The following is a 15,481-nucleotide window of genomic DNA, read 5'->3' on the forward strand; positions in this document are numbered from 1 at the left end:
CAGGCCCGCCGTTCCGACAGGCTCATGACGGCCTGCAGATGCGCGACCGCAGCGCGCTTGGCGGCGGGCCCTACCATTTTTTTGAAAGAAGCTCGCGAAGGGCGGCCGCATCGAGCATCTGCTCGGCCAGGAGCTTCTTCAGCTTCCCGTTCTCCTCTTCCAGCGCCCTTAACCGCTTGGCCTCGGAAACATCCATGCCGCCGAATTTGGCCTTCCAATTGTAGATCGTCGCCTCGGAGATTCCATGCTTGCGAGCCAGGTCAGCCGTCTTTGCCCCGGCCTCATGCTCCTTCAGCACCGCGATAATCCGCTCTTCCGTGAACCTTGCTCGCTTCATCTGTCCGTCCTTCTTCAGGCCGGACTCTAACTCCATCTGGAGGAAATACGCAGTGGCAGGTCATTACCTTCCCAAGGTCTGGTTGGTTTCTCACTCCACGCCCGCGCCCTGTGCACTTCCTTCAGCGTCGGCATGCTTTCCGGTCGATCGCGATGTGACAACTCCTCACCCCGGCCCACCGGCCTTGAAAGGCGATCCCACACCATCAGGCGCCGAGCAGCTGCTCAAATCGTGGACACATCACAAACCATCATGCAGGATCTTCTCGCCCGTCCAATCGAGAGAATACCGTTAAGCTCGCACAGTCCGTTGATGAGCGCCAGTGCGCCCCGGATAACCGCGCGCCTCAAAGCCATGACCTCATGGCCTTTGTCACTCCAGGCGAGTGTGCCGCTAATGTTCGAACAGCTGATAACTGCGCCACAGGTGAGGGCTGTCTTTTTTGGCGCTTCAAATCGAAATTAGCTCCTCAAAATTATCGGCGAAACGATAAAGCCTGAAGACGCTAAGAGCCACGTGGGGCCCTATCGATCGATAGGGTTCGACCTCGCACAGATTGTTTGAATGTCGATCCGCAGCTCGCCGGCTGAGCTATTCAGAACAGTCCATCTAATCACGTCGAGCGCAGGTAATGCCATTGGCACGATTCGACCGAGAGTGACGCGCTGCGATTTCAACCGCGGAATTGAAGGCGCACTTTGTACGCTACGGACAGACCTTTCACTTTTATGGACCAACGTTTTAGCCAATGTTCGCCGCAGAAAATTGAGTGTCGGCCGCAGCTTGGGCAGGATGCGGCCTAGTGCAATGGATTGATTCGCTGGGAGTTTGCATTGGCCCACATGCTAGGCAAGTTTGGTTCGGAAGAAAGACGCAGGAAATGATTTACGAAGTGGGGCTTCATCCAGGTACGACGTGGCATAAGTGCGATTTGCAATGCCACACGCCACGCGACAGGGCGTGGAGCGGTTCACCCGATCTGCCAGGTGGCGAGGACGCGGCGGAGCTCGCACGACGGGCATGGGCCGAAAAGTTTATACGGGCAGCTGAAGCGGCCCGGCTGCAGGCCGTGGCCATCTCAGATCATCACGATATTTGCCTATCGGCGTATGCGTTGGAGGCAGCAGCACGACTGCAATCTAATGTTCTTGTCTTTCCGGCTGTGGAGATCACATGCTCCGACAACGCCCAATGCATTGTCATTTTCGATCCAAGCGCAACCATAGACACACAGAAACTTGCGTTGGGCGCCGCCGGCAACATTCTCATGGCGCCAGCTTCCGACGCGAAAACTTGCGACATTCTGCCAGCTCGACAAACCGTGTCGGGCTTTGTTGAGGCAGTCCAAGGCCAGCAACATTTACGCGATACCAGCGTGATCTTGCCTCATTTCAGTATGGAAGAGGATCACAAGAATCTTAATGAGCGGGGTCACCATCCCCGCTTCGCCAGCCTCCCGATTGACGGCGTCTATATCGAGCGCGCCTACAGCTCTTTGGATGTAACAACCATTGAGAAAATACGCGGCAAAATCCACGATTGGGGGAAGCGACGGCGCGCCATCCTAGCCACGGGCGACAACCGAACGGCCGACTGGAGCCGCCTGGGGGTTAACGATTGCTGGATCAAACTAGGCGAACACTCGATTGAAGCGCTCCGACAAGCATTGCTTGCCGACGAAGCCAGAATCGCCTTTGAACCGCCGACGTGCCCCACGGAATACCTGGTCGAACTTCGAGTGAAGAGCAGTCTCACCGGTCCTGCAGCCGTGACAATCAGCTTCAACGACGGCTTCAATGCCATCATCGGCGGGCGAGGCTCCGGCAAAAGCGCCTTCCTAGAATACCTGCGCTTCGGTTTGGGTCGTACTGACAAGGATTTCAATGCAAAGCTTGATCCCGAGCAAAGCCGCGAAGCCAAGCTCATCAGCGAAACCTTGGCGGGCGACGGTTACGTCGAGGTCGTCCTCGAACGGGAAGGCGTCCGAGAGACATGGAGGAGAGTCCTTTCGAATAGTGAGATCATAACGGTTGCTGTGGGGGAGCGGACGCTTCAACTGACAACGAGCGTCACGCGGGAGAGGTTCCGATCAAGAGCATTCCGGCAGAAGGGTCTCTCAAGCACGATGAATGATCCGGCTACTGCATCGGATCAGATTACAAATATCGCCGCTGCCGAAGAGATAGACCAGCGGCGGACCATCGACCGAGACATTGAAAACACGCAACGCAGCGTCGGCGCGGCCCTTATTAACCTGGTGGCGCTTTGGAAATCCCGGGTCGACCTTAGACAGACAACCGAGAAGGTGGCGGATCTCAGGGCGCGCATTGCTGCGCTGACGAAACGGCTCGAGGATGAGGGCCTGTCGGCGGCGGCCTTACGCACGATTGAGGAACGTCCGAAGTACGGACGTGCAGGCGAGTACATCGCAACAGTGGGCAGCCAAGCAGAGCACGCAAGGGCACAACTCGACGAGCTTGAGGCGATTGCTGTGACCGCCGAAGTAGCAGCATACGAGGGCGCCGCCGATTTCGAAGAAGTTAGCGAATTGCAACAAGCCGTCGTTGAGGCGAAAGCTATGCTGACGTCCTCGCTTTCGTCAGCGCAGGCAGCTCTCAAGCTACTTGCAACTAAACAAAATGACGCCAAAGAACGCTTCGCTGCTAAGCGAGATGCCTTCCTGTTGACGTACACCGCCGCGGTCGAGGAGCAGAGCAAACACAGCAATCTTGTCGATGAGGTCGCTCGCCTAAATACCGAGCTTCAAACCGCGGAGGCGTCGCAGGTAAAGGCGAGGAGCGCTGGCCAGACCCATGTTAACGCCGAAAGAAACTACCGGGATGCGCTCGAGAGTTTAGACGGGTTAATCGAACGGCGGCGAGCGATCTTGAAGGCAGCGGCCGACAAGGTTGCGGGAAGATCAAGTAATATGTTGAGAGCCCGACTAAAGAGAGATCGCATGCCGGCGCAATATCTCGCTGCCCTATATAAGCTCTTTGAGGGTTCAGGCACCCAATCAGTTGAGGAAAGCTGCACCGATTGGATTAAGGCTATCCTCGAGGCAGACGAAAATAAAGGCTGGGCGAAACTGCGACAGCGGTTCTTGGACCTGTATGAGACCAAAATCATGGCCGGGTCACCGCCGGAGGCAAGCGATGGACTGCTCTCCTCACTACAGGCAGTCATTTTCAACGGCAGCCGACAACTGACGGATCGTCAGCGTAGACGCATCTATCAAAGTCTGGCGGACCCCGTAGTTGCAGGAATAGTGGCCGCGGCGCCGAATGACGCCATCAACATGTCCTATGTTGATGAGGGCAGAGCGATAGATTTCAAAATGGCTTCGCCTGGTCAGCAGGCATCAGCTTTATTGGAGCTATTGCTCAAGCAATCCGCGGGGACTCTGATCATCGATCAGCCGGAAGACGACCTTGACAACCGCGTGATCATGCGAATCGTTGAGCTGTTACGAACCTCGAAATCGACCCGCCAGCTCATATTCACGACGCACAATGCCAACATCGTCGTCAACGGGGATGCCGATAAGATCGTCGCACTAAAGTCGCCTGAGCCCTCGTCAATCCCGAACAACAACGCCCCTCGCGTGCAGCTCGATTGCGACGGGGCGATCGAGACGCCTGCGGTCAGCGAGACTATAACATCGATCATGGAGGGCGGGCGGGAAGCGTTTGATCTTAGGAGCCGCAAGTACCGATTTGATTTTTATTCTTGAATCTCGAATAGGTGCCGCAGTTACAACCTTAGTTGTTGGCACTTCCCTCCACTCCCCTGAACGCGAGCGCCAATAAAGAAGTGCAAGCTGACCATGTCCCTTCAGATCGGCAGGCGCCGAAACGAATGCGTCACGCGCATAGTGCTGGGTCGATTGCGGTCACGCCAAGACGGAGCTGTTGGCGCGACGAAGCAGACTCATCCTAGATCGCTGGCGTCTCCGGGGTGCCGGGCCCACGTCCTTCGAAAGGTTTCGGCCGATTTGTGGCTGCGCTGAGCTCCCAGAATTCGGCAGTACAATTGTCATTCACGGTCGATTGGGACTTGCCACCCGGGGCTACGACCTCGCGCTTCGGCAGGCCTCTCGGAGCGAGCACAATCCGGCGATCGATGAGCAGGAAAAAATCGCTTTAAGAAGCACATAGATTATCGAAAGGCCTGCCGATCGCGAAAAGTGGAAGCCCAACAGCTGTTCGATGCGGCTCGCGGGCGACCGGTGGACCAAATCCGCGACCACCAAATCCGCGACCGAAGCTCCCTGGTTGGGCGGAGCTTCCATGAAGACGACCTGCTTCTGAACGCGCGGCGCGCTCGTCACGTCCGGGTGTCTCCCTCGCCAGCGCCCTGGATTCAGGCTTTGGGCAAGCTGTGTTATTCATCGAATGCGTCGCTTCACCGTCCTTAAATTATGCGTGAAGAAGCGCAAAAGATCCTGTTCGACCTGCCTTCCGATCGCTCACGGCGTCTAAGGTGGGCTTCTCTTTTTACGGGTGCGGATTGCCTTCGAAAACTCGCCGCCTGGCCGAAAGACGATCTCCCAGAGATAGCGGTTGCCGTCGCACACGAGCTGAAGCCTTTGGCCGAGCGGACTCCCCGATGCTCTGCGGACACCCTCATCTCGATCGACGCCGCCCTTCTCGTCCTTCGTCGTCTTATCCCATTTCCCTATGGATTCTTGAGAAATACTCTCGAAATCGGCGAGTAGGACGGCTTATAGTCGCGCGGTACGCGTCCAAGGGGGCTTCTCGGTGCACGACAGTTCGGTGGAAAAAGCCAGATGGCTCCGCGATTTGCTGCGCTTTTTGCCTCTGCGCAGCCAATTCGTGCTCTCCGGCAATACGCGGGACCTTCAGATCTACGAGGTCAGTCCGGGCGAGTTCACCGCAGCGCCGCTATCGAGGGTCCTGCCGGACGTTTTAAAGGCAGCTGGTTATGGGCGGATCGCATGGTTCGATCTCCTGAACGGATTTCGGAACGTCGAGCCGGCCGACGGAAGCTACCTCACTCAACTGGGTCTAGTGCCGACTGCTGGCACAGCGGCGGGCGGGATCGATCTGTTGTCGACGACGCTCGAACGGCACGTCATGGCGGAAGGCCAGCCCTCCGCCCTCATCGTCGACTTTGCCTCAAGACTGGTCGCGCGAAACGATGCCTTATCACCTGCCGAGCACCAGCTTTTCTCCCGGGCGTTGATCCTGTCTCATGCGGCGCGGGCGCGTCCGGCGGGTGATAAGCGGCTACCCTTCTTCAATACGGTCGTCTGGGTCGTCGACAAGGAGGGTGACCTGCCCGATTGGTTCCTGATCGGAAACCCGAAAATCAGGCATGTGCCCATCGGGCGACCGGATCATCTTGCGAGAAGGAGCATGATCCGCTCCCTTGTCCGAAGTCTACCTGGCGCGCAGAATGCGGATCAATCCGACCTAGAAAAGTGTACTCAAGGATTCGTGGACGAGACTGAAGGGCTTCAGTTGCTCGACGTCAGCGCGGTCGCGCAGCTCGCCCGCAGCGAAGGCGTGCAGTTCGATCGGATCGGGGATGCCGTCCGGCGCTTCAAAGTGGGCGTGACTGAGGATCCCTGGCGCAAGATCAGTCGCGACAAGATCAATTCGGGTGAAGAATTCGTCAGACGCCGCGTCAAGGGACAGTCTCACGCAGTCACGCATATGCTCGATATTGTCAAGCGGGCGGTGACGGGGATCGGACAATCGCCGCGCGGCGGTCGGCCAAGAGGTGTCGTCTTTCTTGCCGGGCCGACCGGCGTCGGCAAGACGGAACTCGCCAAGACCATCACCAGCCTGCTTTTCGGCGATGAATCTGCGTATATCCGCTTCGACATGTCGGAGTTCAGTGCCGAGCACTCGGACCAGCGGCTGATCGGGGCACCGCCCGGCTATATCGGGTATGACGTCGGAGGCGAGCTCACGAACGCGATCCGTGAAAAGCCGTTCAGCGTCGTTCTGTTCGACGAGATCGAAAAGGCCCATCCGAGGATTCTAGACAAGTTCCTGCAAGTCCTCGACGACGGCGTCCTCACCTCGGGACGAGGCGATCGTGTCTATTTCTCCGAAGCCTTCATTGTCTTCACCTCGAATTTGGGCATCTACGTACCGGGGCCATCTGGTGAGAGGATTGCCAACGTCACACCCGAAGAGACCTTCGAAGGCGTGCGGAGAAAGGTCCGAAGCGAGATCGAAAAGCACTTCAAACAGGTACTCAACCGGCCCGAGATATTGAACCGGATCGGAGAGAACGTCATCGTTTTCGACTTCATCCGGCCCGAGGTTGCCAACGATATATTCGATCAGATGGTCGACAACCTGCTCAGGGACGTTAAATCGCTCGGCTACGGCGTGACTTTGACCGGAGCTGCCCGCGAAGTCCTTCGCGGCCTGTGCCTTTCTGATCTTTCAAACGGCGGCCGCGGCATCCGCAATCAGGTTGAATCTCACCTTATCAACCCGCTGTCTCGCAGTCTCTTCGATCGCGGAGCGCAAGCCGGACACAGATACAGGATTGAACAGATTCGAGCTGGGCCATCGACCACGATCGATCTCGTGAGCGAGCAGTCCCCATGAGGATGGTCAATCTGTCGCGCATCCATTTCCCGGTCACAACGTTGGGGCCCGGCCGAAGGATCGGGATCTGGTTTCAAGGCTGTTCGATCCGGTGCCCAGGATGCATCTCCATGGACACCTGGGCGCACGGACGAGGAACGACGACCATAGAGGAAGTCGTCGAGGCAGTCTCGCCATGGCTTTCCACCGCCGACGGGATCACGATTTCGGGTGGCGAGCCCTTCGATCAGCGCGAGGCTTTGTTCGATCTTCTGGCACGACTTAGAACTCGAACCAAGGCGGACATCCTGGTCTTTACCGGCTACCCGTGGACCGCGATCTGCGAAGCGCTGGCCACATCGCCATCTCTTATCGACGCGGTCGTTTCCGGGCCGTTCGATATCGATGACAAGCAAACCCTCGCGCTTCGTGGCAGCGACAATCAGGAGCTGCACCTCATGACGCCCCTGGGCCGCGCTCGGTTCGCGAGTTTCGACCGGCCGATCGACGAAAGAGACCGCACCTTCGACGTCATGTTCGACGATAATGGCGACGTCTGGCTTGCGGGCATTCCGGCTCGCGGCGACTTCCGGCGCCTGCGAAATATGCTCGAAGGCGGCGGATCGACGCTGGGAATTTCGGAAGATACACGTTTCCTTTCGGTTTAGAATTTTGCTCATGATCAGACTTTGCCCGAACTGCAATACCGAACGCCCCGTCAGCGAGATCTTTTGCGAAGGCACGTTGAACGGCCAAACCTGCGGCTGGGACCTGTCGGCGGTCGATATAACGCCGGCCGGATCGGCGAGACCAAGACCAAATCCTGCTGTAATTCCTCTTCCGAGCGCCCCGACCTGCCGAAACGGTCATCAGGGCTCTCCTGGCGACCTGATCTGCAGCCTATGCGGCGAGCCGATGATCGGAGGGGACGAGGCGTCCTCACCGACCGAGCCCATTCCGACGCCACAGCCCGCGCCAGCGCCCGGCCACGAAACGGTCGTGGACGGTTGGCATCTGCAGGATCGGATCGCCTCGTCCAGCACAGTTCGCGAGCGCTTCGTCGCCACGCGCGCCTCAGACGGACAGCGAGGAATACTCACGCTTTACGCTATAGGCTCGGAACCAGACCAAGCGATCTACGATTTGCTCTTAAAGCTTCCTCGAGATCACGTCCCGGAATTCTTCGCAACCGGTCGCTGGCAAGATCGCGCCTACGAGGTCGCGGAGGAATTCAAGGACGGCACTCTGGCGGATTTTCCCGTCGATCCAGCCGATCCGGCCTCTCTTGCAACGTTGGTCGGCGAGCTCGCCAAGGCCGTTCACGCTCTCACCGAAGCCGGATTGCGACACAGGGATCTGCGCCCTTCCGTGGTCTTCGTGCGGTCAAAAGAGCCACTTGACCTCGTCGTTGGGGGCTTCGGCTCGGCACGGCTCTCCGAATTCGACCTCGATATCGTGTCTCCGCTTGAAACCACTCGCTATATGGCGCCCGAGGCGATCGCCGGCGGCGTCGCCCCGGCTTCCGACTGGTGGAGCATGGGGATGATCTTGTTGGAGAAGATCACCCAAGGCGCCTGCTTCGCAGACATCAATGAGCAGGCCTTTCTGATCCACATTCTCACCAACGGCGTACACCTCCCCGAAAGTCTGGATGAGCGGACCAACACGTTGCTGCGCGGCCTGTTGGCGCGTGACAGACGTCAGCGTTGGCAGTGGAAGGAAGTTCAGGCGTGGCTACGCGGAGAAAGCGTATCAGCGCCAGCGCCCGATACAGCAGCCGACACGGAAGGCGGGAGCTCGATTTCGCTGGGCGGCAAACAATATCGATCTGCAGACATGTTCGCATTGGCAGCCGCGGAAGCTGCGAACTGGGACCAAGCCAAGGCGCTTGTCCTCAGAGGCGCCATTGCAAGCTGGATTTCGGAGGCCGGCTTCGAAGCGGCTGTTGCGGCAGGTCTTCGGCAAATTCTACGGACTGAGGACCTTCAGGAGGATTTGAAGCTCTCCATCTCCCTTAAAACCCTCAATCCGTCGATGCCTTTGATCGTCAGAGGCAATATCGTCACACCGGGTTGGCTGCTCGACCACCCGAGCGACGGTTACAGCCTGATCACGGGTCCTGCACCCGACCTGCTGCGGAAGATTGATCCGGACGATTGGCTCTGGCGCCTGAAGGTCCGCTCGGACGCCGTTCGTAAACGACTGGACCAACTCGAAATCGCGGTCGACGAGGATGCTCTGCGCGTTCACCTGCTGTCGACCTCTATGGCCCGCCTGGCCGCGCTCTGGGAAGAACGGCGAAAGCTTTTCCCCGATACCGACCATGCCGGCGTAGCAGCGCTCACTGAGCGCCGCATTTCGGCGGAAGAAGACCTCGTCATCCTGCTCAGCGCGACCTCGAACCAGTTCCGCTCGGTCGCCGAGGTCATCGAAGAAGCAGAAAAGGAAGCGTCGACGGCCGGGCTCGGCAACTTTTCGGCAGAGGAGGCCACAACGCTTCTCGGCCGCCCACGTCGCGAGATCTACCAGACGATTGACGAGCGCATTCAAAACTTCGCCAGATGCGGCATCAAGGACGTCGACGAGTGGGCGGACCAGTTTCGCCTGGACCGACGGATGCCCTTAGGGCGCGCGCTCGCCCTTCTTTGTGTACCCGCCGAGACGTGGAGAGCGCTTCCGAAGCAAGGCTATGTGTCGACGATCTTGGACTTCTTCGCCAAGCGGATTTCAGGCGGCGTGTTGCGCGGGCCGCTGACACGCATGCTGATCGGCAAATCGGCCAGGATCGATCTCACCGAGCTCGATACGTCCAGAGTGCCGGCAGCTGAGATTCTCGACCAACTGCTTGGTCGTACGAACCGAAGCGTGAACGTCGATCCGGCGGCTTTCACCGACGACGACGGGCTTGAGCGAAGGTTGCGCTCCTTGCATTCCCATGCATTGCTCTACAGGCGCGATACCGGCATCGATGGCCTGTTCATGGGATTTCCGTTCCTGATCATGCGCGATCATCGGCCGAACGCGAAACCGCGGATTGCACCGGTCCTGCTGTGGCCGGTGCGCGTCAATCCGGAGGTCGGAAACCGCGGTCATATCACTCTAGGTTACGGGCGCGAGAGAAATCCCGATACCGAGATCGAGCATGTTCTCGTCAATCCCGCTCTCGAAGGAATGGTAGGAATTGCCGAGGCGAGACGTTGGCAGGAAGCGGCCAACGAGCTCCTGACCCATGCAAGCTTGTCCGTCCAGGCGGTGATGGACGCCTTCAGCCGATTGGCCAAGCCTATCGGCAACGAATTGACTGCTCTTCCCGGAAAGGACGTCGAAGTCGGCGCGCAAGAACGGCAGCTGGTGCCAGCAGCCGTGCTGTTCCATCTGGCCTTCATGGGCCAGGCGGTGATGAAGGATCTCGAGACCCTCCGGGGCTTGCCGCCCACGGCCACGGCACTGGAGGCCGCCCTGCGCCTGAACGAACAGCAGGCGACGCCTTCGGCATCCCCACCGGTGAAAGAGGCCGACCGGTACTTTACTGTGGATAGTGATCCCTCGCAGGAAGCGGCCGTCCTCGATGCGCGTCAGGCCCCGGGCCTGGTCATCGAAGGACCTCCCGGAACCGGCAAGAGCCAGACCATCGTCAACATGGTCGCGGACGCGATCGGCACGGGAAAATCGCTCCTCGTGATCTGCCAGAAGCAAGCCGCTCTAGAGGTGGTCCGCAAGCGCTTGGATAAGGAACGCCTGACGGATCGCTTCGTCATGATCACCGATGCCCATCGCGACCGTGAGCCGATCGTCGGCGCAATCCGTTCGCAGGTCCAGGCTTTGCACAACTTGTCTCCCGGAGGGTCTGCGGCCTGGAAGCGAGAGCGCGATCGCCTCGCCGCTCGCATCGAGACGCTCGAGACGGAGCTGGACCGTCGCCAGATTGCACTTCATTCCGTGGATGATCGAACCGGATTGTCCTATCGAACGCTACTCGGCGAACTGCTCGAGATCGAGGAAGGGAGCCGGAAACCGATTGAGGCTCCTGAACTCCGCCCTTTGCTGGCAGATCTACATCCAGCGGACGTGGCGACGATCGAGGAGAATTGCGGTCCGCTCGCGAAATTCTGGCTTCCCTCGAAATTTGAAGACAATCCTCTGTCGGCCCTGAAGTCGTTCAATCCGGATCGAGGAACCGCGGCCGCATTGGCCTTGCACCTGCAGGCATTTTTGCAAGCCGACGCGCGGCGGGAGCAGACCGACGCTGAGACGGCGAACTGTCTGAAAATATCGGATGCGGCGGAGTTTCGGTCCTGGCTCGCCGAAGCGGATGAGCTCCGCTCGATCAGCGATTCGGTCTACGCAAATCTTGCTCGATTGCGGCCGCTGTTTCGGAACGTCGAGGATGGGACATCGGAAGCTGCGCGCATTCTCAAGAGCCTATCAGCGATTAAAGAAATCCTCTCATCGCTCGACGGCCCGTCCTACAAGCCGAACTTTTGCTCCAAGCTCATCGCCTTCAATGAGGAAGAGCTCTGCTCTGCCGAGGAACTCGCGGGCCAAGTTCGCTTGCCGGCAAGCGCCCTACAATGGCTCAACCCGCTCCATTGGCTGCGCACGCGCCGTGTACGCCAACTCCTTGCGTCATTGCAGCTCCCACAAGATAACGACGCCATCAGCTCGTTGTATTATGCGGTCGAGCTCGAATTGGCCATACGCCAGCCACGGCACGAACTCGAGCAATATTTCACGATCCTGTTTGGCCGTGCCCCCAATCTGGATTTGTCGCCCGGTAAGCTCGCCGATTTCGCCGAGCGCCTCGGCTCGTTCCTCAATGGTCTGGGAGGCCATAATTCGCTCATCGATCGGTGCCCCGACCGGCTTGAGCTCGAGAGAGCGCTCTCGGCCGGAACGACCGAGGAGCTCGGCACGTTCTTTCAGCGGGCTGAACTCGCGCTCAGAAGGCATGACACGCGAGAGGAGAGCCGTGCCGCATTGGACCGGCTCAGGACCTATTTCGACGAACTGTGGCTCGGATCGCGACGCTCGGCGATCGAGAATGGTCGCTCTAATGCAAGCGCGATCGACCAGATCGCGCAGGCTCTGCCGATGCTGAGCAGCTATCAGGAGTATCGACTTCGCTCTTCGCGACTGGGCGACAAAGAGCTTGCCATCTTCGCAGCACTCAGGTCCAGGGAGTCCGGCCTTTCGGAACTGGCTGCCGAAGACCTCGACGCCTGCATTCGCGGCACTATAGGCCGCGAGGCCCGTTTGGCGTGGAAGACCGATATGGAGGGCACGAATCCTGACGTTTTGTTCGACGCCGACGAGCTAAGTTCGAAGGTAAAATCGCTCGCGGAGGCCGACGCGCAGATCCGGCAGTACAACCGGGATCTTCTCGTCCAAGGTGTCGATGCAGCAAAGGTGCGTCCGACCAGCGATTGGGACGCGATCACCAAGCTGCGTGGCCCAAGAGCGCTAAGATTGCGCGAATTCATCGACCGGGCCGCTCCGCTCGGTCTTTTCGCGCTCCGGCCGGTCTGGCTCATGACGCCACATGTCGCAAGCCGCGTGCTGCAACCTCGCGCGGGACTCTTCGATACCGTCATCTTTGACGAGGCTTCGCAGATGCCAGTTGAGTATGCGCTCCCCTCCCTGTTTCGCAGCAGGCTCGTCGTCGTCAGCGGCGACGAAAAGCAGATGCCGCCGACATCCTTCTTCGCCAGCAAGGTCGAGAACGACGAAGCGGCAATATTCGACGGTGAAGAACCAGAAGAAGGAGCCAGCGAGGAGGAACGAGAAGCCTTCGCGGAGACGTGGAATCGCAGAGAGATCAAGGATTGTCCCGATCTCCTCCAACTCGCTCGCTCCGTGCTTCGGACCCGTACTCTGCAGGTGCACTATCGTTCGAAATATCGAGAGCTGATATCATTCTCGAACGCATCGTTCTACGCCAACCGCCTTAGCGTCCCGGTTCGCCATCCCCTGGAGACAATCCACAGGCTCAAGCCGATCGAAGTCGTGCGCTCGGACGGCACTTACAAGGCCCAGACGAACCAAAAGGAAGCCAGCGAAATCGTACAATACCTATCGGAGCTTTGGGAGGATTCATCGCCACCGTCGGTTGGTGTCGTCACATTCAACCGCAAGCAGGCCGACGCCATAGAAGATGCTTTGGAAGATCGCGCCGAAAACGACGCAGCGTTCCGAGAGGTATTGATGCGCGAGCGCGAACGTATCGAGTATGGCGAGGACATGGGCTTTTTCGTCAAGAATGTGGAGAACGTGCAAGGCGATGAACGTGACATCATCGTTTTCTCCACGACATTCGGCCGCAACGAACACGGCGTTTTTCGCAGGAGCTTCGGCGCGCTAGGCCACGCCGGCGGCGAGCGCCGCCTGAATGTCGCGGTAACACGTGCAAGAGAAAAGGTGGTCATCGTCACATCCATGCCGATATCGGAGATATCGGACCTGTTGACGAGGCGGAGTGGTCCCAGGGTGCCGCGCGACTATCTCCAAGGATACCTCGAATATGCCAGAACGGTATCCGACGGTCTTGCAGACTCCGGAAAGACGCTCCTGGACCGGATGGTAACCGAACCACGTCCCCACCACGAAGCTGGACATCATGAGGACGACGGCTTCACGAGGTCCGTCGAAGCCTTTCTGGAAGCGAATGGCTATAAGCCCAGTCGGGCTCGCGATGGCGGCGCATTCAGCCTTGATTTTGCCGTGACCGATCCCCGGACCGGCCTCTACGCGATAGGCGTGGAATGCGATGCGCCGCGACACCAATTGCTTCAAAGAGCGCGTGCTCGCGAGATCTGGCGCCCCAATGTGTTGAAAAGAGCCGTTCCTTATGTCCATAGAGTTTCGTCGTATGCTTGGACTCATGGTGGAGACGCCGAACGCCTCCGGCTCAAGAACGCTGTCGAGCACGCGCTCCGAGGGGGAGGATTGCAATGAGCGGACCCAAAGCATTCAGGATCGTTACCCGAGCAGAGATCATCGCCATCTGTCGTCGCAACCTGGCGCGGCTTGACTGCGCGATCGAAAGCTGGACGTCCGCCGGCAGGCGCAACGGAACGATCGAGCAGAAGGACATCGAGAATGTCACAGCCCGGCGGGACGCGCTTCATCGCCTGCTCGAGGTAGATCGTTTCACCGAACTCCAGAAGCAGGTTGCCGCCGAGATCGCCTTCCTTCAGGCGGACTCCGAACGCCGGGTCGAAAGGGCTGCCGAAATGGAGGTCCGCTCGAAGCGTGGTTTGAGGCGCTCCAAAGCCGCGGCCGAGGCACTGCTGCAGAGGCTACAAGCCTTGCAAGTCGAAATTCCCACCGACATTCGAAGCGAGCTCAGTGGCTCGAACAGATCTTCCGAGCGCCTGGAAGCGGCGATGGCAAAGGCGCTGCTGCTCCTTCCTTCTCAGGCGGCACAGGAAACCGCGACAGACCGCCAACGCGAGCTTGCTAATCGCCTGGGCGCCGGCGAACGCCGCGCCACGCTGCAGGAATGGATTGCCGGGCAAGCTCAGGAGATGGAGGATCCCGCCTTGGGACGCGTCGATACTCTTCTCGGCGAGTTGCGTGGGCTTGGCATCGATCCCTCCCCATTCTCGGACCGTGTCGCGCTCTTGGAAGCAGAGCCGCCGGCTCGAAGATCGCTTATCGCAGATAGCCTTCTGTTGGACCTGGCCGCGGCCGTGAAGGATGGCCGCGCCAGCGCGCGACTAGCGGACGAGCTTCGGGCGCGACGCGCCGAGCTTTTCGTTATGAACTCAGCGGAGGCTATCTCGCTGGTGTCCGAAATCGAGGAAGCCCTCGTCTCCCCATTGCCCAGCAAGGGGCAAGAACTCGTCAAGCGCGCAGACCTGCTCATCGAGGAAGAATTCAAGGCGATGGCGGCCGAGGAGCGCAGGCGTGCGGTGCTCGAAGGTCTTGCCGGCCTGGGATATGAGGTATTCGAGGGTATGGCGACCGCCTGGGTCCAGAACGGCCAGATCGTCATTCGTAAGGCGGCCAATCCTGGCTACGGAGTAGAGCTCTTGGGCGGACCCAGATCGGATCTCCTTCAGGTGCGTGCCGTAGGTATCGGCAGCTCGGCCGAAGCTCGCGATGCAAGTCGTGACCACGACATGGAAACGATCTGGTGCGGCGAGTTCGATCGCCTAAAGGCGTTGGTCGCAGAAGCAGGCGGGAATGTTACTATGGAATTCGCAAGGCCGGTCGGTCGCTTCCCTTTGAAGATCGTCTCAGATCCGGGTGCAAGCCAAGAAGCAGAGATTGTTGAAAGATCGCGTCGAGCACGACCAATCAGCCCCCCTCATTAGCAATTTGCAGGTACCCAGCCATTAACGAGGAAGGTGATCATGCGGATGCTGGCGAAGATCACAAAAGCTCGTAGCATTTCTTGTGCGCAGCCGAGAGCTTTTGCGGCGGTCGTTTGCTTCACATCGAACAGCGCCGCTCGGGCGACTTCATCATCTAAGAAACTCCTATAGGCCGCGTGCGGCGCCCCTCAGGAGGATACTTCCAAAGATGGGCGGCGATCACTCATAAGCAATAGTAGGACACGGCGCCGCCATTTTCC

At 59.0% G+C, this 15,481-nt stretch carries 5 protein-coding genes and 1 pseudogene; 5 read left to right on the top strand and 1 reads right to left on the bottom strand.

Going from position 1 to position 15,481, the window contains the following annotated elements; genetic code table 11:
* A pseudogene (locus IC50_RS25885) lies at nt 1–337 on the bottom strand (transposase); the annotation flags it as partial.
* Between the two features lie 880 nt (nt 338–1,217).
* Here IC50_RS25885 and IC50_RS25890 point away from each other — a divergent pair.
* The 5 genes from IC50_RS25890 (at nt 1,218) to IC50_RS25920 (ending at nt 15,221) form a co-directional block, all read left to right on the top strand.
* Nucleotides 1,218–4,070 (top strand): TrlF family AAA-like ATPase, encoded by a 2,853-nt coding sequence (locus tag IC50_RS25890; RefSeq protein ID WP_081492514.1) that lies wholly within the window; start codon nt 1,218–1,220, stop codon nt 4,068–4,070.
* A gap of 1,027 nt (nt 4,071–5,097) precedes the next feature.
* Nucleotides 5,098–6,927: an AAA family ATPase gene (locus IC50_RS25905; RefSeq protein ID WP_035711397.1), complete on the top strand. Its 1,830-nt coding sequence runs from the start codon at nt 5,098–5,100 to the stop codon at nt 6,925–6,927.
* Nucleotides 6,928–6,929: 2 nt separating this feature from the next.
* A complete protein-coding gene (locus tag IC50_RS25910; protein ID WP_035711416.1) occupies nt 6,930–7,574 on the top strand; it encodes a 4Fe-4S single cluster domain-containing protein in 645 nt (214 codons plus the stop codon).
* 10 nt (nt 7,575–7,584) lie between these two features.
* Nucleotides 7,585–13,857, top strand: a complete 6,273-nt coding sequence (locus IC50_RS25915; RefSeq protein WP_035711399.1) for an AAA domain-containing protein — start codon at nt 7,585–7,587, stop codon at nt 13,855–13,857.
* Nucleotides 13,854–15,221, top strand: coding sequence for a hypothetical protein (locus tag IC50_RS25920; RefSeq protein WP_035711401.1), 1,368 nt, complete (start codon nt 13,854–13,856; stop codon nt 15,219–15,221). The genes IC50_RS25915 and IC50_RS25920 overlap by 4 nt, the downstream gene beginning before the upstream one ends.
* The last annotated feature ends 260 nt before the right edge of the window (nt 15,222–15,481 follow it).

Origin of the sequence: Bradyrhizobium genomosp. I (2014), from assembly GCF_000261685.1 — a bacterium.
Classification (GTDB): domain Bacteria; phylum Pseudomonadota; class Alphaproteobacteria; order Rhizobiales; family Xanthobacteraceae; genus Bradyrhizobium.

What these genes read in the sequence shown, in the direction of transcription:
- IC50_RS25910 (WP_035711416.1), top strand. Translation starts at nt 6,930, where the DNA reads ATGGTCAATCTGTCGCGCATCCATTTCCCGGTCACAACGTTGGGGCCC.
- IC50_RS25890 (WP_081492514.1), top strand. Translation starts at nt 1,218, where the DNA reads ATGATTTACGAAGTGGGGCTTCATCCAGGTACGACGTGGCATAAGTGC.
- IC50_RS25920 (WP_035711401.1), top strand. Translation starts at nt 13,854, where the DNA reads ATGAGCGGACCCAAAGCATTCAGGATCGTTACCCGAGCAGAGATCATC.
- IC50_RS25915 (WP_035711399.1), top strand. Translation starts at nt 7,585, where the DNA reads ATGATCAGACTTTGCCCGAACTGCAATACCGAACGCCCCGTCAGCGAG.